Raw genomic sequence first — 22102 nt, 5'->3', positions numbered from 1 at the left:
AGACGCTGTTTTTGGCGGTCTTGGATACATATAATATTCCAGCCGGATCACAGAGGCTCTGAATGGTCAGATAAGATGGCTGTTCACCATCGACGCTTGCCTCAATGTTGATTCGGCGAGAAATTCAGATGCTATTGCAACGCTTCCAAACGGGCTGGGTTCACGCACTGGTCAAGCTTGCCGCGCTGCATCGCTTTTCCGATCAACAATATGGCCGGGCCATCACCAAGAGCGGTTTTGGCTGCCAGCGGCAACAAATCTATCCGGCTGTGGAAAACACGCTCACCGGCAAGGCTCGCATTTTCAACCATGGTAACGGGCGTATCCTTTGCCATGCCAGCGGCTATCAGGTTTCGCGACACAATCGCGGCAGATGATTTGCCCATGTAGACGGCAATCGTCGCGCCGGGATCAGCGAGGCTTTGCCAATCAAGGTCAAGCTGATCTCCAGCCTTTGCGTGGGCAGTAACAAATGTCAGTTTGCGGGCCATACCCCTCAGCGTCAGCGAGCTGCAGACACTGGCGGCGGCGGCCGATGCGGCAGTGATGCCGGGACAGATTTGCACATTGATGTCGCGTTCGACCAATGCCTGCATTTCCTCGGTCGCCCGACCAAAAATTGAAGGGTCGCCACCCTTCAGGCGAACAACCCGCTCGCCAGCTTCCGCGGCATCAACGAGCATCCGATTGATGCTGGGCTGGTCTTTGGAATGCCGACCCGATCGTTTGCCAACTGCCACGCGTTTCACGCCTGCCGGTATCAGGTCAAGGACACCGGGGCCGACGAGGGCATCGTAAAATACCGTCGATGCGGCACGGATTAGTTTTTCGGCCTTTCGGGTCAGCAAATCCGGGTCTCCCGGGCCTGCTCCGACCAGCCAGACACTTCCCGGGCGTATCAGTTCATTCATTCCGCTGCCTCCAGTTCGGGCTCGTGTTGCGCGGCAAGCAACCGGGCAATCGCCGGACGGCAACTGCCGCAATTGGTTCCAGCGCTGAGGTCATCCCCCACCGCTTCCACGCTGAGCAGATTTCGCTCGGCAATAGCCGAACATATTTGTTTCTCGCCGACATCAAAGCAAACACAGACAATCGGCCCCTTGTCAGGACCTGCAAGCCTGGGACGGGCGGCAAGCAACGCGGGAGCATCGGACAATTCTTCCGATACCAGCTGCGACGCGATCCAGTCGCGCTTCGGCAATTCGCCGGCGCGCGTCAGAAACAACGCCGCAGCAAGTTTATGGTCTGCGCCGCGCACAGCGATACGCCGCATCCCGCGCTTCATATCGACCGCCTCAAGTCTTTCGCCTTCGGGCAGCATCGCCTCGACATCTATCGCGCCATTGCCCGCCAGCTCGGTCAGCCACCCCCCGGCAATGCGCGAGCTGGTCCAGTAGAGCAAAGGGGGCAGAATTGCGCGCTCACGACTGACCAAAAAAGCCCGCCATTCAGGCAAGACCGCTTCCGCTTCGGCGGCACTATTCTTGAAAGCGGGTTGCCCCGACACAGGATCGGTGGTTTGATCGGGCAACATATTCATCCGGCCACCGCTGCCCATCTGGTCTGTCCAATGCATCGGAGCGTATATATCTCCGCGCCGCTGGGCATCTGAAATCGCAACGCGAAAAATACTGATTCCCTGCGCCGTCCGGACCCGTGCGAAACCACCATCAACCATGCCCCGCAAGGCTGCATCATCGGGATTGACTTCAAGCAAGGGTTCCCGGCGATGCTGTGACAGGCGCGGCGACAGGCCGGTGCGCGTCATCGTATGCCACTGGTCGCGGTATCGCCCGCTGTTCAGCCGCAACGGATAATCCGGATTCGCGCTCTGGGGGGGTGTCTCGACCGAAACCAGCTTTGCCCGGCGATCTGGATGTGAATAATTACCATTGGCGAACGGTGAAACACCGCCCCATTGCCAGGCTTCCCAGTCGTCATATTGCTGGTCGCTGATCGCTGACCATTGCGACAGATCAAGAACGCGTTTGCCCTCGTTGCGATAACCCGTCTGGGCGGCATATTCGCGGAAGATATCCGCCGGTCCGTCAAAATCAAAGGCCGCGCCATGGCCCATGCGCTGCGCCACTTGCTGGATAATCTGCCAATCGGCTTTCGCTTCGCCGGGGGCGTCAAATATCGTTCTCTGGCGCGAAATCACCCGTTCGCTATTGGTCACCGTGCCGTCTTTTTCTCCCCAGGCCAGCGCCGGCAGTTTGACATCGGCAAACGCTGTGGTGTCGGTGTCAGCCATCACGTCCGAAACCGCCACAAATTCGCATCGATCAAGCGCTTCGCGCACAAACCCCGCATCCGGCATGGACACGGCCGGATTGGTCGCCATGATCCAGATCGCCTTGATCGACCCATCGTGGATAGCGCGGAACATATCGACCGCTTTCTTGCCGGGCTTGCTGGCGATGACCGGACTGTTCCAGAAGGCTTGAGCCGTAGCACATTCCTCTGGCGAAAAACCCATATGGACTGCCAGCATTGAGGCCAGCCCGCCCACTTCGCGGCCTCCCATGGCATTGGGCTGACCGGTGATGCTGAACGGCCCTGCGCCCGGCTTGCCGATGCGGTCGGTTGCCAGATGCAGGTTGATGATCGCATTGCCCTTGTCCGTGCCGCACAGTGACTGGTTTGCGCCCTGGCTGAACAGGGTCACCATTTTGGGGGCGGCAGCAACCATCTCGCCGAGCGCAATAAAATCTGCCTGATCCACACCGGCTTCGCCGGCACTGCCCGACAGTTTGCTCCAGAAATCTTCCGGGACTTTTGCGTGCCTCTCGAGATAGTCGAAATCGACCAGTCCGCGTGTGTGCATATCGGCCAGCAGGCCATTGAACAGTGCGATGTCGCCGTCGGGTGCGACGGCAATATGGAGATCCGCGCATTCCGCGGTCTCCGTGCGACGGGGATCAATGACCACCAGCTTTGTTCCCCGCTTCGTCCGTGCTTTCTCGATCCGCTGCCAGATTACCGGATGGCACCAGGCGGTGTTTGATCCGACCAGCAGGATCAGGTCGGTCTGCTCCAGATCATCATAGCTGCAGGGAACAACGTCTTCGCCGAAGGCACGGTTATGTGCCGCCACCGCGCTCGCCATGCAGAGGCGGCTGTTGGTGTCGATATTGGCGCTGCCGATAAAACCTTTCATCAGCTTGTTGGCGACATAATAATCTTCGGTGAGCAGCTGACCGGAGACATAAAATGCAACACTGTCAGGGCCATGTTCGGCAATGGTGTCGACAAAACGATTAGCCACCAGCGCCAGCGCATCATCCCAATCGACCCGCTGACCATTGATTTCGGGATATAGCAACCGCCCTTCGAGACCCACGGTTTCACCCAGATGAGTACCCTTGGAGCACAGACGCCCCTGATTGGCCGGATGACATTTGTCTCCCCTGATCTCCAATTCGCGATCGCCAGTCGCCTTCGCGCGAATTCCGCATCCAACGCCGCAATAAGGGCATGTCGTGCAGACCTCCGTCACATCACGCTTTCAAGCGTCGCAGCGCGGTCGATATAAATCCGGCCACCGTCGATCTTGACCGGGATTACCGGCACACAGCCCTTGTCCTCGCCGAGCGCTTCGCCGGTTAGCAGGGATATCCGCCAGTTATGCAGCGGACAGGTCACGCTGGTGTCATGGACAATCCCCTGGCTGAGCGGGCCTTGCTTGTGCGGGCATTTGTTGACCAATGCGTGGACGCTGCCATTGGAGGTCCGGAAAATCGCAATTTCTTCACCGCCCTGCACGGGCAAGGTGCGCGCGCCGAGGGCGGGAAGTTGCTCCACCGGCCCGATATCGATCCATTTGACGTCGTTCATTATCCCGCCTCCACGACAGCGAAGGGCCGAATTTCAGCGATATGCTTGTGCAGATGCGCTTCCTTGCCAGCCGCGCGTTCTTCCCACGGATCCTTCTGCAAAATGCTCTGGGCGTGCAGGAAACGCTGCGCCAGTTTGAGGCGGCCGTCGGCATCGTCGACGATTCGGCCTTTCACATAGTCCAGGCCCACCCGTTCGATCCACGGTGCAGTGCGGTCAAGATAGCGGGCTTCCTCGCGGTACAGCTGGATGAAGGCGGCGCAATATTCGAGCGCTTCCTCTTCGGTTTCGACCTTGCACAGCAAGTCTGTGCCGCGCAATTTGATCCCACCGTTGCCGCCAACCATCAGTTCATAGCCGCTCTCGACGCAGATAATCCCAAAATCCTTGATCGTCGCTTCCGCACAATTGCGCGGGCAGCCGGATACGGCGATCTTGAACTTGTGCGGCATCCAGCTGCCCCAGGTCATCTTCTCGGTCTTGATCCCAAGGCCAGTGGAATCCTGGGTGCCAAAGCGGCACCATTCCGAACCGACGCAGGTTTTGACCGTACGCAGCGCCTTGCCATAGGCATGGCCCGAGACCATCCCGGCGGCATTGAGGTCCGCCCAGATCGCCGGCAGATCCTCTTTCTTGATGCCGAACAGATCAAGCCGCTGGCCACCGGTCACCTTGACCAGTCGGGCCTCATATTTTTCCGCTGCATCGGCAATTGCGCGCAATTCCTTGGGCGTGGTGACACCACCCCACATCCGGGGGACAACCGAATAGGTGCCATCCTTCTGGATATTCGCATGCATGCGTTCGTTGACGAAGCGGCTCTGGGGATCTTCCTCATGCTCGCCCGGCCACGCGCAGAGCAGATAATAGTTGAGCGCAGGGCGACAGGATGCACAGCCATCGGGCGTCGTCCAGTGGAGCTCCTGCATCACCTGCGGGATCGACTTGAGCTGTTTTTCCAGAATATTGCGGCGCACGTCTTCATGGGTGAAGCTCGTGCATTTGCACATTGGCGTGACGGTGCGTTCACCGCCATAGTCGTCCCCCAGGGTGATACTCAAAAGACTTTCGACCAAGCCCGTACAACTGCCGCAGCTGGCCGACGCCTTGCACCCGGAGCGGACCGCGTCCAGATCGCCCGCACCGCCGGTGATGCAGGCAACAACCTGTCCTTTTGATACGCCGTTGCAGCCGCAGATTTCTGCGCTATCGGACAATGCTGCAACGGCGCTGTCAGGGTCCGCGAGAGCGTCTCCCGATGCAAAAGCCTGACCAAAGATCAGCGCCTCCCTTATGTCGGAGACATCCTCCTGTGTTTTCAGCAGATCGAAATACCAGCTGCCGTCGGCCGTGTCGCCGTAAAGCACCGCGCCGATCAGCCTGTTTTCCTTGACGATCACCCGCTTGTACACGCCGCGAGAGGCATCGCGCATGACGATATCCTCGCAATCCTCGCCGCCGCTGAAATCGCCGGCAGAAAAGACATTGATGCCGGAGACCTTGAGCTTGGTGGATGTGACCGAACCTTGATAGCCGGACGGATTTTCCGTCGCATGATCGGCCAGAGCGCGGCACATTTCCCAAAGGGGGGCGACGAGACCATAGACCGCACCGCGATGCTGGACACATTCTCCCACCGCCATGATCGCCGGGTCGCTGGTCACCATATGATCGTCGACGACAATCCCGCGCTCGACTTCCAGATCGGCATTCTGGGCCAATGCGACAGCGGGGCGGATGCCGACCGCCATGACCACCAGGTCGGCGGAAATTTCGGTACCATCTTTTAATTTCACGCCGCTGACATGATCATCGCCGATTATGGCGGCGGTATCCGCGCCGGTCAGGATCGTCTGGCCGCGCCGCTCCAGCTCGGACTTGAGCAAAAAGCCCGCTGCCTCGTCGAGCTGTCGCTCCATGAGTGTCGGCATCAGGTGGAGCACCGTCACATCCATGCCGCGCAGCGTCAGACCATGCGCGGCTTCAAGCCCGAGCAAGCCACCGCCGATAACGACTGCATGGCCACCTTTGTCTGCTGCCGCGAGCATCTTGTCGACATCGTCCAGATCGCGAAATGTGATCACACCCGGCAAATCATGGCCGGGCACGGGAATGATGAACGGATCACTGCCGGTCGCGATCAACAGCTTGTCATAGGGCGTGGTCCGGCCGCTTTCGCTGACGATTTCCTGCGCATCCCGCTTGATCGCGATCACCTTGTCACCGCTGACCAGCTCGATATCATTATCCTCATACCAGGCCTGGTCATTGATAATGATGTCTTCGAAGCTCTTTTCTCCGGCCAGCACCGGCGACAACATGATCCGGTCATAATTGACTCGCGGTTCGGCGCCGAAAATGGTGATCGCATAGCGCTCGCCGTCGCGAGCAAGAATCTCCTCCACTGCCCGGCAACCCGCCATGCCATTGCCGATCACGACAAGGCGTTCGCGGACACCGTGGCCCTGGTCACCGGCTTTTTCCGTGATGTTGACTGGTGCATTCATGGTACTGTTCCCTAAAAACTGTAACCGAGCTGGAGCCACAGCTTCTCGGTATCGGTCCCGAATGCCTTGGCGTTATAATTGGCATATTTGATCTGCACGCCAATCGGGTCGATCTTGAAGCCCAGCTGCGCATCCCATTCGCTGCCGTAATTTGGTCCGCTCCGATCGGCATCAAACTCATGATAAGTGACGGATGCATTCAGGCCGGGCAGCATTTTGATCCCGGAGATTTTCTTGCCCACGGTGACGTAGTAATCACGCAGCCCATTCGCGGGTGTGGTCAGGAAGCTATCGGCCCAGCCGTTGAATTTGTGCAATGTCGCCAGCGGCGTGCGAAAGGCGATGGACGGGTTATCGCTTGCACCCAGCTCTTCATAGCCGCCGGTCAGACCAAATCCCATGATGCTCGTGCCGATTGACGCCGCAATATAATCCGCCGAATAATCCAGAACATTGCCGCCATAGTCGGACTGGGTCGCATAGCTTGCCGCGAGATCAATCTTGAAATCCGGTCCGACGGGAATGGCTGCCGTGGCCCGTACGCCATAAGTCTGGCTGCTGTTGGCGTTGATCGCTTCCCTGGCATCATAGTCGATCAGATAGGCAAAACCCTTGATGCTCACCGGTCCTGTTTCGATACCGGCACCGGCAAAATAGAAATTGCCATCCATCGACTGGCGATTGCCTGCATCAATCCCGAAGATACTGCGCTGGGAAATGGCATAAGTGCCGTCGACGGCAAGGACATCGAACAGCTTCGATTGCACCCTTACGGCATCAAAAGTCTGCTCGTTCTGCCGCCAGCCGACGCTGCCGACAAAACGCTGATCATCAATATTGATGCGCTGACGACCCATCGTGATCTGGCTGCCATCGCTTGGCTTGTAATTGATCTGAAGGCGGTTCAGTTCGATATTCTGCGGATCGGCAACGACCGAATATGCTCCGGCCTTGCCATTGGTCGTGCTGTTATAGTCATTAATTATCCCGAGGGTCGCCTCCGCCTCGGCGAGAAAGGACAGACCGTCAGCAAAAGCCAGTTCCAGACCGGGCCGCATGCGGATGGTCAACGCGTCTGCTGAAAGGCCGATATTGTCCTGATCAACGCGCTCGTAACGCAGCCGCGCATCCAGCATCGGGTCCAGCGTCACGCCTTCATCAATCATAATCGGACCGGTATCGCCCGCATAGGCGGCGGAAGGCAAAGCAATCGAAGCAGGTGCAAGCAAAGTTGCGGCTAGGATATGGTATTTCATCATGTTGGTACTCCCCTGGAATAACTATCTCGTTAGTTCAGGCATCATCTCCGGTCAGGCGGCTTGCTTTTGTCCGCTCTTATTGGGGTTTCCATGTTCATATTCAGCGAGGAAATGCAGCACTTCCTGCCGATATTGGTAGAATTTCGGATGTTCGAGCAGCGCCTTGCGATCGCGTGGCCGGGGCAGGTCGACATCCAGTATTTTGCCGATCGTGGCCTGCGGACCATTGGTCATCATCACCACCTTGTCGGCAAGCAATATCGCTTCATCAACATCATGCGTGACCATGATGGCGGTGACCTTGGTGCGGTTCCACACCTCGATCAGCACATCCTGCAAATCCCATCGGGTCAGGCTGTCGAGCATGCCGAATGGTTCATCGAGCAGCAGCAGTTTCGGACTGAGCGCAAAGGCGCGGGCAATGCCGACACGCTGGCGCATACCGTTCGACATGTCGGCGGCCATTTTGTCCATCGCATCGCCAAGCCCCACACGCTCAAGATAATAGTCGACGATATCCCGGCGTTCGCTGCGCTTGGTATGGGGATAGACCCGCTCCACGCCCAGCGCGACATTTTGACGTGCGGTCAACCATGGCATTAAGGACGGAGCCTGAAATACGACGGCTTTGTCGGGGCCTGCCAGATCAATCTCACGTCCATCAAGAATAATGCCGCCATCGGTAATCTCGTTGAGCCCCGCAGCCATAGTGAGAACGGTCGATTTTCCGCATCCGCTGTGACCAATCAGCGTGATAAACTCGCCTTTGTCCATCAGCAGGTTGACGTCCTCTACCACTGTCAGCGGGCCTTTTGGTGTAGGATAGACTTTCTTGAGTTTGAAAAATTCGAGATAACGGGTTGTGATCGGGCTTTTTGCAGCATCGACATAAGCCTGCGGCAACTCGATTTTATTTTTGTCTTTCCGGATGGAAGCCAGATCCAGCGGGGTCACTTTTGGCAAATCAACATTCGACTGCTGCTCGCCGCGATCATCGTTATTCAGTATATCAAGATAGCCGACGATTTTATTGCGCAGACTTTTATAGGCCGGATCATCGTTCATCTCTTCCCGGTCCCGGGGTCGATTGACATTAACATCGAATATCTGGCCAATGGTTGCGGACGGCGCAGGCGTGAGCACGGCCACGCGGTCAGCTAGCAACAGAGCTTCGTCGACATCATTCGTAACCAGCAGGATCGTCCGTTTTTCCTGCTTGCGGATACGTTCGATTTCATCCTGCAATTTGGCACGGGTCAGGGCATCAAGCGCAGACAGTGGCTCGTCCAACAGCAGGATTTCTGGCTCCATCGCCAGTGCCCTGGCGACCGACACGCGTTGTCGCATGCCACCGGAAAGCTGAGCAGGCTTGCGATCCATGGCATGGTCCAGCCCGACGAGCTTGATTTTCTCATGAACCAGCGCTTTGCGCACTTCCTTGCTTTTGTCTTTGTGAACGGCATCAACCGCCAAGGCGACATTGGCCTCAACCGACAACCATGGAAAAAGCGAATAGCTCTGGAAAACCAGACCACGGTCTTTCCCGGGGCCGTTGCATGGCGCGCCGTTGACGAGAATTTCCCCGCTATCCGGATCTATCAGACCGGCAATTGCATTGATGAGCGTCGTTTTGCCGGCTCCTGAAAAGCCCAGAATGGCAATGAACTCGCCATCCGCAACGTCCAGATTTATGTTCTTGAGAACATCGCTTCTCGTGCCACCGCCATCAATATAATGCTTGCTGATTTTTTTCAGGGAGAGAACAGGATTGGTCATCATTTGTCCTTTCACACGGTCCGGTTTCGACTGACGAAATTTTCGAGCAGCATCATCATCCGGTCGAGCATGAAACCGATCAGGCCGATGACGATCACGGCGAACATGATCCGCGCCAGCGACTGGCTGGAGCCGTTCTGGAACTCGTCCCAGACAAATTTCCCGAGCCCCGGATTCTGCGCGAGCATTTCCGCCGCGATCAGCACCATCCAGCCCACGCCGAGGGAAAGGCGCATGCCGGTAAAGATATAAGGCAGCGCGGACGGCAGGACGAGGCGCGTCAGTTTGGCGAACCAGCCCAGCCGCAGGACCCGGCCCACGTTGAGCAGGTCCTTGTCAATCGACGCCGTGCCGACCGCCGTGTTGATCAACGTGGTCCACAGCGAACAGAGCATCACGACAATCGCCGAGATTACGAAGCTTTTCGGCAATGCAGGATCGGGGCTGGTCATGGTGGCTGAAATCACCATCGTCACGATTGGCAGCCAGGCCAGCGGACTGACCGGCTTCATGATCTGGACCAGTGGATTGATCGCCGCATTGAAATTTTTCGACAGGCCGCAGACAAGTCCGATGGGAACTGCGACGATGGTGGCCATGAAGAAGCCAAGCGCCACAGTTTTCAGGGACGTCCAGATTTGATCCAGGAATGTGGGCGATCCGCTATATTCAAAATTCTGCACCGGATTGCCGGCAGCAACAGCCGCTTCGTTACGGGCATCCTGGGCCTCATAAAAGGCGGCTTTATCATCCTGCGTTGCCGACCACTCGTCATATAGGGCGATGCCCTGGGCGCCGACCTCGACCGGTCCGGGCAGACTGCCCAGCGACGTGTCGACCTGCGGCGCAAGCAATGCCCAAAGACTGAGGAAGGCCAATATACCAACCAGCGGCAACGCCAGCGATTTGACCATTTTCATCAGTTTCGGATTGGCCGGAAATGCTTTCCGATTTTGCGCTGCGACCGGCGCCTGCCGCTCGCCGGCATCCGGACCGGACGCAGCGATATCGCTATCGGAAACAGCAGGCTTGTCGCCTTTCAAAAGACCGGAATTTTCAACAACGGTGGCCATTTTTTTAATCCTTCTGGTGCGATTGCTTCATTCCACGCCCGAGGCGGTTACTTTCTGACCCTTTTTCAGGCCGATATTGAATTTGGCGAGATAGGCATTGGGTGCCTTGCCATCATATGTGATGCCATCGATAAAACCGGATTGAGCGGCCTTGAAACCATCAGTCTCGGGCAGACTGGCGGCTGGAATGACGCCGTCATCGACCAACTTCTTGGCGGCGGCCAGATAAAGGTCGGGGCGATAGACGGCCTTGGCCGTGTCAAAATACCACTGGTCGCTCTGATCCCCGGCAATCTGTCCCCAGCGGCGCATCTGGGTGAGATACCAGATCGCATCCGAATAAAATGGATAGCCGGCATAGTCGCGGAAGAAGATGTTGAAATCGGGAGCGTCTCTCGTGTCACCCGCCTCGAAGGTGAATTTCCCGGTCATCGATGCGCCGATAACCGCTTCATCCGCCCCTACATAATTGGGCTGGGACAATATCTTCACCGCTTCCGCCCGGTTGCCGCCATTGTCGGCATCCAGCCATTGCTGCGCCTTGATGATGGCGCGTAGCATCGCGGCGGTTGTCGCCGGATATTTCTCGGCAAAATCCTTGCGCAAGCCGAGGACTTTTTCCGGATTTTTCGTCCATATCTCTTCATCGGTGATCACCGGCACGCCGATTTTCTTTTGTACCGCGGCCTGGTTCCAGGGCTCGCCGACACAATAGCCATCAATCGTGCCCGCTTCCAGCGTGGCCGGCATTTGTGGTGGCGGCGTTACCGAAAGACTGGCCTCCGCAGAAATCGTTCCCGAAACATCTCCGGGCGTATAATAGCCGGGATTCACGCCGCCTGCCGCCAACCAGTAGCGCAGTTCGTAATTATGGGTGGAGACTGGAAAAACCATCCCCATCTTAAACGTCTTGCCTTGCTGGTTATACTGGGAAATGACCGGTTTCAGGGCCGCGGCGCTGATCGGATGCTTTGGTTTGCCGTCGGCGTTTTTCTCCAGGCCGGGTTCGATCATGTCCCAGACCTTGTTGGACAGGGTGATGGCATTGCCATTGAGATCAAGCGACAGGGGCGCGATCAGATCCGCTTTCGTACCATAACCAATGGTCGCGGCAAGCGGCTGTCCGGCCAGCATGTGCGCACCATCCAGCTGGCCGCCGATCACGCCGTCGAGCAGGACCTTCCAGTTCGCCTGGGGTTCGAGCGTGACGTTCAGACCCTCTTCCCGGAAAAAGCCTTTTTCCTTGGCAATGGCGAGCGGGGCCATGTCGGTCAGTTTGATAAAACCGAGTTTGAGGACCGGCTTCTCAATTGCGCCATCAACCGATACGGCCTGAACACCGTCTGTTTTGGCCGTTTCTCCGCCCGAACCGCATGCGGTCAGTAAAGCGCTAGCAGCAATGGTGAGAAGCAGGTTCCGGCGGCTGGTGCTGTACATAGATTTTTTCCTTCTCTTCAACATTCAGTGAACCGGAAAAACACGCAAAAAAACCGCCTCAACCACTGACCATGAAGATCAGGCTGGGCGGCATCATTACCGGTTCGATTTTAAGATCGTTTCGCTGGTCAGGCCCGCCATTGGACGATGCAGCGATAAATATTTGCGGGCAGCTATGCCCTGCGCATTTATATATTCATGATTCCCGATTTCGCGCAAGTTATTTTTTGCAGCGCAGCATAAGCTGCGATCAAATAAGCCAATTTTCCAGATATTCCGGCAATTTGTCAGGGTCAAAAATACACCCGTCGAAAAAGGGATCGGAGCCCATGAGCAGCCGTCCCTGAGTCGAACCAACCGCGAGAGGCCCCTCGATACCGCCCTCGATTTTCGAATTTGCAGAAGGCATCGGCGCATCGGTTCCATCAAGCGCGCTGCGATAGACATTGGACCGGAATATGGCCTCCACCCTGAGCTGGTCCTCACGACTATAGGTCATATCATCCCAGCGCAGCATCTGCGAATAGAGCCAGCTCGCCTGACTTTTCCAGGGGAAGTTTGCGGCTTCGCGATACTGGAACATGAAATCGGGAATATGGATCGGGGAGCTGCCCTTGCTCAGCAATATCCGGTCGGATATGGCGCGGCGGATCAGCTCGACCGAACCATCGAGATAGTGGGGTCTCGCCAGAACTTCGCTGTGCCTGTCCCAGTTTTCCGGATCGACAAAGCGCGAGGCGGTTTCATGGAGCGCGCGTATCAGCTTCTCCACGACATCGCGTTTTTCTTCCAGATTCTCGTCCAGCATGGCGAGAACTTTTTCGACGCCGCGCCTCCAAATCTGGGCCGTGACCAGCACGATCCGGCCGCAGCCACGCTCGACCGCCACGCTATTCCAAGGTTCACCGACACAGATTGCATCAATGGCTCCGCTCTCCAGCGCATCGGCCGCAAATGGAGGAGAAATGGTCAGAATTTCAACATCCTTGTCCGGTGCTATTCCACATCCGGCAAGCCAGTAGCGCAGCATGTAATTATGGCTCGAATAGCGGTGGACAACGCCAAATTTCAGACGCCGACCGGTCTTCTCGAGAGACGCGATCACGTCGACGAGACGCGCGCCGGCTTCCGCTGGCGTGGCAAGCGCGCCATCCGGCGAAATCTTGTCTGCCAGTTCATTCGACATGGTAATGGCATTGCCGTTCAAGCCGAGAACAAAAGGTACAGCCATTGCCTTGGCCGGTCGCCCACGGCCCAATGTATTGGCAATGGCCAGCGGTGCGAGCATGTGGGCCACATCACTCTGGCCGTAGAGCAGCCGGTCATTCACCGCTGCCCAGCTCAGGTCCTTGATGAAGTGCAAATCCAGCCCGTGCTCTTCGGCGATCCCGAGTTCCTGGGCAAGTATCGGAAGCGCGGCATCCACGAGCGGAAGAAAGCCGACGGAGAGAAGCTCTTTGGCCATTAAAAATCTCCCAGAAGCTGGTCCGCCGTCACAATTGCCTCGGCAATTTCGGCGATCCGCTTGTTGTTGTTCATCGCGTGGCTGCGCAACAATTTATGCGCTTCGGGTTCAGTCATCCCGCGCTTCTCGACCAGAATCAGCTTGGCCTTGTCGATGATCGAGCGGTCGGCAAGCGCATCGCGTGCCTGCTGCAATTCGCTTTGCAAATGCGAAAACGCATTGAATCGCCTGACAGCAAGATCAAGAATGGGTTTGAGCCGCCGCTGCGACATACCGTCAACAATATAGGCTGAGACACCAGCATCGACAGCTGCGGCGATTGAATCTTCGTCCGACTGATCGACGAACATGGCTATGGGTTTCGCTATCGCCCGGCTAACCGCAAAATATTCTTCAAGCATATCTCGCGAAGGGTTACCCAGATCGACCAAAATGACATCGGGTTCAATTTTGGCAATCGCCTGAACCATACCTTCGCGCTCGGATATGATGAATACATCGCGCTCACCGACCTCCGCAAGGCCTTGCTCGATTATCGCCGCGCGAACAGCATTTTCATCAATAACGGCTATGCGCACAAGAAACTCCGAGAAGGCATATAATTTCTACTTAGCCCCAATTTGTTCGCACGTGCAACATGAACATTTTTGCCCTTGGTGCCTTGGTGGCTGCACGGAAGCTTGAAATGCCTAAAACAGATGCCGGCCTCGCGAGTCCTGCCCGGCGTTGCTCGCGCATGGGACGACGCGCGATGCCAGGATACCCGGTTTCGCATTATTTTACCCGGAGCTTATCTTGCCCTTGCGGACATCGATCATTGCACAATGGGGGCAGGACCGGCAAACACCTAGGACGGGCGCTGAATCTTGGAGGATGACAAGTGGCGATAAAACTGAAGAACAATCCATTATTTTTCTGGATCTCAGCGGTGATGCCCCTCGCCTATCCGGCAGCAGCTCAGGCACAGCAGCTAAACCGCAGCGCTCCCCTATCCGGAAAAATTACAGCGACCAAAGGCGGCGAGCAAGCGACTTTGGTGCCGCGCAAGACATGGCAGAGGGCTTTGGTCCAGCAGGATCTTAAAGCGGGAGATGTCTTGCGCACCAATGCTGCGGGCACTCTTGCGATTGTTTTCGCCGACGGCACCCAGGTTCGGCTGGGCAGAAACTCGCTGATGGTCGTGAAGCTGGTTAGCAAGAACGGACCATCCACGCTGTCGCTTCAACGAGGGAAAGCATGGGGCCGAAGCCCTCGCAAGCGAACCAATCTTTCGATCGAGACCCCGTCAGCGACGGCGGCGATCCGGGGTACCGAATGGGCGATAAATGCCGATGCAGATTCCAGCCAGTTGCAAGTCTTTTCCGGCACTGTCGAACTGTCAAACGAGGCGGGGTCGCTCACCATTGAGGCCGGGCAAGCGGCAAATGTCTTGCGCGGCCAGGCACCGACAAGGACGGTGTTGGTAAACCCGACGGGCCGCGAACAGATGCTCTATTTCATCAATCTGGCCAGTGGACTGGATTTGCTCGACAATCAAAGTGACAATTTCGTCCGGGCTCGCCAGTTGATGGCAGAAGGACAATGGAAAGCCGCGTCTCAACTGTTTGACGATCTGATCCGGTCTGACGATCCATCCGCTCAAGCAGCGGGCGCTTATGGCCGCTATGTCGCGGCCGTACAACAGGGTGAAGAACCATCAGCACCCGAACTGGACGGGACCGCCGAGAGCTATCTGGCACGCACCCTCATCGCCGCCTACGCTGGGGATTTGCGAGATTCGAAACGCATTGCGGAGGAGGGAATCAAGGCTTTCCCCGGCACTGCGCCGCTTTATCAGGCCAAAGCGGATGTCGAAGCATTGCTGGGTGAAGCTGACGCGGCCGTGGCGACGATTAACGCCGCTCGCACAGCCTTTCCTGCGGATGCAACTCTGGTCATAGGCGAAGCCAATCTCTTACGCGATTATCGGGGAAGCCCCAAGGCAGCGCGCGATCTTTTGCAACCGATTCTGGCCGCCGATTCCAATAATTTTCTCGCCCAGAAGTCGCAGGCCAAAAACTGGATGGCCATTGGCGGAATGAAAGAGGCCAGCGCGCTTGTGACAAGGGCGTTGGTGGCACGGCCTTATGATGCAGAACTGGTCAGCATGCGGGCCGAAATATTGCTCGCGCAGAATAAATTATCGGCCGCCAAGGTCGAAATCGACAAAGCCTTGGAAATGGATCCCAGCAACGCCTTGGCCGGCAATGCGCTAGCACAATATTGGGAGCGCAAGGACCGGCTGAATCTGGCACTGGCTGCATCGCTGGCCGCATCGGCGCATAATCCGGATTACGGCATGGGTTTCCTTGGTCTGGCGCAGGTTCAGCATGAATTGGGCGAACCCGGTCTGGCCGAACAGCAGCTCGACACTGCGGACCGGCTTGATCCTTATAGTCCAGCCATTCCGCTGGCGCGTACCGGTGTTGCCTTGCATGATTTTGCGGCCGATGACGCAATCAACAATGCTCGCGAAGCTCTGAAACGGTATCGCGCGCGCGGCGGCGAATATGTCAACCTGTCCGAAAATCGCGAAACCGGCAGTCTTGTTTCCCAAGCCTTTCGCTTTCTCGATCTGGAAGGCTGGGGCCGCTATTATGCCGATCGCGTGTTCGATAGTTTCACTCCGTCCAGCTATTTCGATCAGGCTATCAACCAGACACCCGGTCCTTTCCTGATCCGCAACCCCGACGGCAGTTATAACGGCCAGCAGGCTGAAAATTTCGATGCGCTTTCAAGCTTTCTGCAAGGGGTGGCACTCGATCCGCTGAGCGTCGCCAGTTCCAGACGGCGCTTGCGGTTCGACAATGGCAATTTCTTTGAGCCCCATCTGGGCGTTGCCCTGCTGGATGAGAATCTGCGCGATCAGCAAACAATAAATGGTGGCCTGGACGCGATCTTTGATGCGCCCCTGCCCACCGCAATCTGGCTGCGTGGCGATTACACCGACATATCTGACCAGCGCCGACGCCCCGATATCAGCCCGTTCTCCCGCCGGCGCGGGGGTGAGACATGGTCACTTGCATCCTATCTCGGTGTGGAACTCACACCATCCGACAGTCTGGTGCTCAACGGCGAGTTGAACCACACCAGCAGCTTGTCCGAAACCAATATTCTCGGCAACCAGATCAACGGTTTCGCGCTGGAACAGGACCGCGAAGAGAAACGGAACTTCCTGTTCGGGTTGTACGGCCACGAATTTGGTTATCGTGATCAACTAACCGTCGGGGCCGGATTCGGTAAATCACAACGAAACGTCGTCTCTATCGATACCGTCACCACCGCGCCTTTTGCTGACCAATTATCGCAAAACCGTGGCACTTTCACCTATCTCAGCGCCAGTTATGCCAAAGGTATCGGCAAGCTTGACCTGCGGATTGGAGCAGAGTGGAGCGATGTGCGCCTGCGCGAGACCGATATGGACTATGATTTCACAACCGGGACGACAGCGCCCGGCGCAATGATGAACGGTTTTTCAGAGCGAACGAAAGAAGCGCGTGCCTATCTGGATTTGCGTTATCAGCCGGTCGAACCCTTGGTCGTGCAAGGCCAGCTCGAGATACTCGCAAGCACCACCGAGATCGGAACACGCCACCCGCTCAACTGGCGTTTCGGCCTATCTTACGAACCCATAGAGGGTCAGTGGCTGCGCGGCGCTTTCATCCGTCAGAGCCGGGGCCTGTTCGATTTCAGCTTCCGTCCCGCCGCGGTCGTCGGACTGCAACCCAACTCGGTTCCCAGCTTCCGTCAGAGCCGCAGCGACAATATTATCATTCGCTGGGATGCCGAATGGTCCGATCGTCTGTTCACCACAATCGAATATCAGGACCAGCAATTGGAGGCGGTTAAATATGCCATTCCCGACTTGCCGGTGAACATTACCGGCGTACCGGTGTCGGTCAAACGGATCAACGCTCAGGCCAATTTTTTGCTGGGGAGCAATATTGGGCTGCGGGCCTCTTATGCCTATACTGACAGCACCATCGAGGGCGGGTTTGTTTCGGGCGACAATGTCAATCAGGCGATCGGTCCAAGCTTCGGCTGCGCCACGGCCGATCTGGGATTCGCCTTCGCATGCACCTATGAAGTTGGTGACCAGCTGCCCTTCGTCCCGGGTCATTTTGCGCGCGCCTCTCTGGTGTGGAGCCTGCCGACACCAATCCGGCTGAAAGCAACTTTATCGGGCAGCTATATTGGCGACCAGAGTGATGACCTGCGCATGCCGACCGAAGATATAACACTGGTCGATGCGCGGCTTGAATGGGAACCGCTGGACCGGCGTCTGGCGTTCAATCTTGCACTGCTCAACCTGTTCGACAAACGATATGATTCGGCGACCAGCGTCGCTGCGCCAAGATTGACGGTAGTTGCGGGCGCAAAGGTGCGTTTCTGAGTGGTCCGCCGCTCGATCCCCGGACTATCTTCGGCGCACGGCGCGCTGTCCGGCGGCATGCTGGCTATCGGGGCTGCACTGGTGATTGGGTTGTTGAGTTTGACGGCGATCGTGCGCGATCTTGATGGTCGCAGTTTTGACTATTTGTCGACGATTGATCCGGCGCTGCCCGAGCAACCCGGAATCACACTGATCGCTATCGATGAACCGAGCATGGACGCGATTGGCATGCAATGGCCATGGCCCCGCTCGCAGCATGCAGAGCTGATCCGGCAGTTGCGCGACGCCGGGACGAAAGCGATTGCCTTTGACATCGTCTTTGCCGAACCGACCGATCCGGAGCAGGATCAGGCCTTCGCAAATGCGATGGGTCCGGATATCATCCTGGCGACCGATGAAAGTCTGATCGAGCGCCCTTATGGCAGCACGCTTGTACGAACCGAACCCTTACCCGCACTGGTTGAGGCCGGTGCCCAGATGGGCGTGGCAAGCCTGTCGATGGATGGCGACGGTGTTCTCCGCAATATGCCGCGCTATCGGGATGGCTTCATGGCGACGTTGCTCGAGACAATTACCGGCGAGGTGGTGACGGAAAAACAATTGTTACGACGAATCCAGCATTTTGGTCCAGCAGGCAGCTATCCCACAATTTCTTATTATCAGGCGCTCAACCCCGAGACTTATCTGCCGCCCGGCTACCTGAAGGATCAGATTGTGATGGTCGGCTTTGCATTGCAGGCCAATGCCGAAGTTGGCGCTGGCGGGGTCGATGCTTTTGAAACAGCCTATACATTGCGCTCAGGCCAGCTAACCCCGGGGATTGAGGTTCAGGCAACAATTTTCGATAATCTGCGCACTGGGCTGTCGATTGGACAATCGCCGCCCTGGCTCTCGCTTGTGCTTATTGTCCTTGCCGCAGCGTTTGCGCTGGTCGTTTCCCGCCCGAGGGCCCCGCTGAAAAAGGCCCTGCTGCTGTCAGCCACCGTGCTCGGAATAGTCACCACCGGCTGGCTCATGCTGAGATTCGGCCGCTTCTGGATTAGCCCCGTGGCGCCGTCAGCCGCATTGATATTGGGTGTTGCTGCAATCGCCACACGCGATTTTGCCAAGGAACAGAGACGGCGACGCGAGGTACAAAATGCATTTGGCCAGTATCTGGCGCCGGAAATGGTGCAAAAAATTGCCGATGATCCGAGCCTGCTCAATCTGGGCGGGGAAAGCCGCGAGCTGACTATCCTTTTCTCCGACATTCGTGGTTTTACGTCGATTTCCGAAGCAATGAGCCACGACCCCCAGGGACTGACACGAATGATCAATGCGATCCTCACGCCGCTGTCCAACATCATCCTCCGGCATGGTGGTACGATAGACAAATATATGGGCGATTGCGTGATGGCCTTCTGGAACGCACCGCTGGACGATCCCGACCATGGCTTGCACGCGCTCGAAGCGGCACGGGAAATGCTCGAAGAAATGGATCAGATCAATCGCGATATTCAAGCGATGCTGCCGGATGGTGCCAATATACCGGTCATCCGGATGGGCATCGGCGTCAACACCGGCACCTGCGTGGTCGGTAACATGGGTTCAGATCGCAGGTTTGACTATTCGGTGCTCGGCGATGCCGTCAACTTGGCGTCGCGTCTGGAAGGTCAGTGCAAAGAACAAGGCGTGGACATACTGGTCGGCCAGGCAACCGTGAACGCGGCATCATCCCTGACGTTCAGAAAGGTGGCCGACATTCAGGTCAAAGGCCGATCCGCAACAGAACCCACTTATACGCTAGCCGCACAGTCCTGATCCAAATGCCACATCCATGATTGAACGGGCCTATCGGTTCCCGTTGGACAAACCAATGACGATCCAGACCAGGCTTCAGGGTCGCAGGCGAGCTATGCTCTCGAGCAGCCGGACACGCCCGTTCCGGAGCAGCTTTATATATCAGCTCAGCGGCGGGGAGGCTTTGAAGTTGAGAGATTGAGCAAGCCGTCACCATTAAAATGGCGACGAATCAGAAACTGGTCGCCAAGAATGTTCCACTTGCTATGAGACCTGGATGTGCATTATTTCACTCGCCTGGCAAGCGCATCCAGACTGGAAACTCATCGCTATCGGAAACCGTGACGAGATGCACGGTCGGCTTGCCACCCCCCTCGCCCGCTGGCAAAATCCCGATCACCTGTTGGCCGGACGGGATGTCCAGGCAGGAGGGACTTGGCTGGGGGTCTCCGAGCAGGGTCGCTTTGCAGTAGTCACAAATCTGAGTGGCTATGGAACAGCGGATAGCGATCGCGCGTCTCGCGGTGACCTCTTGAAAGATTTTCTGTCTGGCGAAGGCCGATGTTCCAATCTCGATACAGTGCCTTTCTCAGCCTTCAATCCGTTCAACCTGATCACCATTGCGAACAACGAAGCCAGGATTCATTCCAATCGGCCAGACCGTATCAGCAGACCGCTCGAACCGGGTATTCATGGGCTGTCCAACGGTCCGCTGAACAAACCGTGGCAGAAGGCAAAACACCTCAATATTGCCCTGGAAAAATGGCTCCAAAGCCAGTCGGAGGATCCGGCTGTCCTGCTCAATGCGCTAACCGACAAATCCCCATTTTCCCTTACTGACAATTCCGCGCCGGGAGCATCAACCCGGTTGGAGCCGGAAAATTCGGGAATATTCATCCAGCACCCTGTTTACGGCACGCGCTGCAGCACGATTGTCGCAATTGACCAATATGGCAATGGATCAATCTTGGAACGTCGCTACGCTCCCTCTTCCCGAGTCATCGGCGAAGCCTGCTTGTCATTTGCCTGGCCAAGTTGAGGCTTTCAAATAACGGGTTGTTATACCTGCTGCCTATAACGTTCGCCAGCAATTACGCCGTGCAGAAGTTCCGGCTGGATATCCCGCAAACCGTCCTTGGTATGCAAGACTGAGACATCGCCAGTCGTCTCGGCAATCACCGCCAATATCTGCGAAAATTGGAAGGCATTGGCCTCGCGCAGCTTTCCCCAGAGATCGCTCTCTGTCATTTTGGCCTTTTTCAACTGGTCATGCTGGACTTCGCTGCCGATCATCACAAGCCGGGGCCGATTGTCGGAAAGTGCCTGCAGGCCGGGGAAGCGGCTTCTCAGTACTGCCATTCCAATCTGAAGTCCAAATAGACTTACGAGAGCGATAACTCCGTGGGCAATGGGCGGATCTTTGGCAACGATGACCGAGGCCAGCACCGAACCGATTGCGACCGTTACCGCAAAGTCAAAGCCACTCATTTTGGAAAAGCTGCGGACGCCCGCCAGCCGGGTGAGAAAAATCACCGACGCGTACATCGCGCAAGCAGAAAGTGCGATTAACATCACCGCCGACCATTCCGTACCTGTCCATTCGCTGATCATATATGCCATACCCCCTATGCTTCAGACAATCAGGCAACTTCCGTTTTTTCCACCGGCTTTCGCTCGTTGAAAATTTCGGCGAGCTCTTGTGCCCGTTGTTTGCTCAAATCTTTTTTGGCTGCGGCGAATATCTCGTTCTCTTCTTCGTCCATGTGATGTTCGAGCCGCTCTTTCAGAGTCTTGAACCGCGTAAGCCATCCAGGATTATCGAAATCCTTGCTGACGAGATCCTCGAAATATTCGTCTGCCTCCTTATGCTCGGCAACTGAATGGCGGCCCTTGTCCTGCAGGTCCGGGCGAGACAGCATTTCGGCATATAAGGACTGCTCTTCAGCATTGGCATGAGCGGAAACATCGATCCGCAGCTGTTCGAAAGCCTCGCGCCGCTCCTTGCTATCACCGCTTGTATCGGCGACCCGTTCGAGCATTTGGCGGTGGCGGTCATGATCCTGTTTCAGACGGCTAAAAATGTCGGTCATAATCTCTCCATCGATAACATGCTGCTGAAAAGACGCGCGAAGCGAATATTGGTTGCATACTTTATCCCTGCGCAAGTTTATCCCGTCATTCCGTTTGACGATTCAAGGATGGAATCTGCGCATCATAAACCGATCCACCAACATGTGGAAATACGGCCCACTGATCGAATGCAGGCCCGGCTATCATAAAAATATCCGTCCGCCGGGAACCAATGGTCATGTCAATGGTTGTCAGGTGTGAATGATCGTCGCGCCATGACCCGGCATTACGCTCATTCCTCAAAAACCGGCTGGGAAATTCGCCGAATCGTATCCCCCCGTTTACTGACGGACTAATTTCCCAGCCACTTTTCAAAAATATCGCCCCACTTTAAATCACGTGCTGGAAGCCGTCCCGCGAAAAGGCATTCGCGCATAAAAAATGGCCAGGACTATTTAGCCCTGACC

At 56.6% G+C, this 22102-nt stretch carries 15 protein-coding genes; 3 read left to right on the top strand and 12 right to left on the bottom strand.

Features of this window, described 5'->3' with window-relative positions:
- Window positions 1-131: 131 nt before the first annotated feature.
- The 10 genes from cobA to ACN0WX_RS13600 form a co-directional block, all read right to left on the bottom strand.
- Window positions 132-911 (bottom strand): uroporphyrinogen-III C-methyltransferase, encoded by a 780-nt coding sequence (cobA, locus tag ACN0WX_RS13645; protein ID WP_417622896.1) that lies wholly within the window; start codon window positions 909-911, stop codon window positions 132-134.
- Entirely contained in the window at window positions 908-3499 is a 2592-nt protein-coding gene (locus ACN0WX_RS13640) for a molybdopterin-dependent oxidoreductase (protein WP_417622895.1), read from the bottom strand. The genes cobA and ACN0WX_RS13640 overlap by 4 nt, the downstream gene beginning before the upstream one ends.
- Window positions 3496-3837 (bottom strand): nitrite reductase small subunit NirD, encoded by a 342-nt coding sequence (nirD, locus tag ACN0WX_RS13635; RefSeq protein WP_417622894.1) that lies wholly within the window; start codon window positions 3835-3837, stop codon window positions 3496-3498. The genes ACN0WX_RS13640 and nirD overlap by 4 nt, the downstream gene beginning before the upstream one ends.
- A complete protein-coding gene (nirB, locus tag ACN0WX_RS13630) occupies window positions 3837-6344 on the bottom strand; it encodes a nitrite reductase large subunit NirB (protein ID WP_417622893.1) in 2508 nt (835 codons plus the stop codon). Before nirB ends, nirD begins: the two co-directional genes overlap by 1 nt.
- A gap of 11 nt (window positions 6345-6355) precedes the next feature.
- Entirely contained in the window at window positions 6356-7603 is a 1248-nt protein-coding gene (locus tag ACN0WX_RS13625) for an alginate export family protein (RefSeq protein WP_417622892.1), read from the bottom strand.
- A 51-nt stretch (window positions 7604-7654) separates the two neighbouring features.
- Complete coding sequence (locus ACN0WX_RS13620) at window positions 7655-9379, bottom strand: ABC transporter ATP-binding protein (RefSeq protein WP_417622891.1); 1725 nt, start codon at window positions 9377-9379, stop codon at window positions 7655-7657.
- An 11-nt stretch (window positions 9380-9390) separates the two neighbouring features.
- Complete coding sequence (locus ACN0WX_RS13615; protein ID WP_417622890.1) at window positions 9391-10452, bottom strand: ABC transporter permease; 1062 nt, start codon at window positions 10450-10452, stop codon at window positions 9391-9393.
- A gap of 27 nt (window positions 10453-10479) precedes the next feature.
- On the bottom strand, window positions 10480-11889 hold the full coding sequence (locus tag ACN0WX_RS13610; protein ID WP_417622889.1) for a CmpA/NrtA family ABC transporter substrate-binding protein: 1410 nt from the start codon (window positions 11887-11889) through the stop codon (window positions 10480-10482).
- Between the two features lie 250 nt (window positions 11890-12139).
- Window positions 12140-13354, bottom strand: coding sequence for an ABC transporter substrate-binding protein (locus tag ACN0WX_RS13605; protein WP_417622888.1), 1215 nt, complete (start codon window positions 13352-13354; stop codon window positions 12140-12142).
- Entirely contained in the window at window positions 13354-13932 is a 579-nt protein-coding gene (locus tag ACN0WX_RS13600; RefSeq protein WP_417622887.1) for an ANTAR domain-containing response regulator, read from the bottom strand. The genes ACN0WX_RS13605 and ACN0WX_RS13600 overlap by 1 nt, the downstream gene beginning before the upstream one ends.
- 302 nt (window positions 13933-14234) lie before the next feature.
- On the opposite strand from ACN0WX_RS13600, the gene ACN0WX_RS13595 reads away from it, so the two are divergent.
- The 3 genes from ACN0WX_RS13595 to ACN0WX_RS13585 all read left to right on the top strand — a co-directional run bounded on the left by ACN0WX_RS13595 (window position 14235) and on the right by ACN0WX_RS13585 (window position 20604).
- Window positions 14235-17786, top strand: coding sequence for a FecR domain-containing protein (locus ACN0WX_RS13595; RefSeq protein ID WP_417622886.1), 3552 nt, complete (start codon window positions 14235-14237; stop codon window positions 17784-17786).
- Complete coding sequence (locus tag ACN0WX_RS13590; protein WP_417622885.1) at window positions 17787-19586, top strand: CHASE2 domain-containing protein; 1800 nt, start codon at window positions 17787-17789, stop codon at window positions 19584-19586.
- 256 nt (window positions 19587-19842) lie between these two features.
- The gene (locus ACN0WX_RS13585; RefSeq protein ID WP_417622884.1) at window positions 19843-20604 is read left to right on the top strand and encodes an NRDE family protein; all 762 of its coding nucleotides are present in this window, start codon (window positions 19843-19845) and stop codon (window positions 20602-20604) included.
- A gap of 20 nt (window positions 20605-20624) precedes the next feature.
- Here the strand turns inward: ACN0WX_RS13585 and ACN0WX_RS13580 are convergent, their stop codons facing one another.
- Window positions 20625-21185, bottom strand: a complete 561-nt coding sequence (locus ACN0WX_RS13580) for a DUF421 domain-containing protein (RefSeq protein ID WP_417622883.1) — start codon at window positions 21183-21185, stop codon at window positions 20625-20627.
- A 20-nt stretch (window positions 21186-21205) separates the two neighbouring features.
- Complete coding sequence (locus ACN0WX_RS13575; RefSeq protein WP_417622882.1) at window positions 21206-21655, bottom strand: hemerythrin domain-containing protein; 450 nt, start codon at window positions 21653-21655, stop codon at window positions 21206-21208.
- Between the last annotated feature and the right edge of the window lie 447 nt (window positions 21656-22102).

Source organism: Parasphingorhabdus sp., assembly GCF_048269915.1.
GTDB lineage: Bacteria > Pseudomonadota > Alphaproteobacteria > Sphingomonadales > Sphingomonadaceae > Parasphingorhabdus.
Note: the sequence above shows the minus strand (reverse complement) of the source record. Positions and strands in the feature narration are given on the sequence as shown.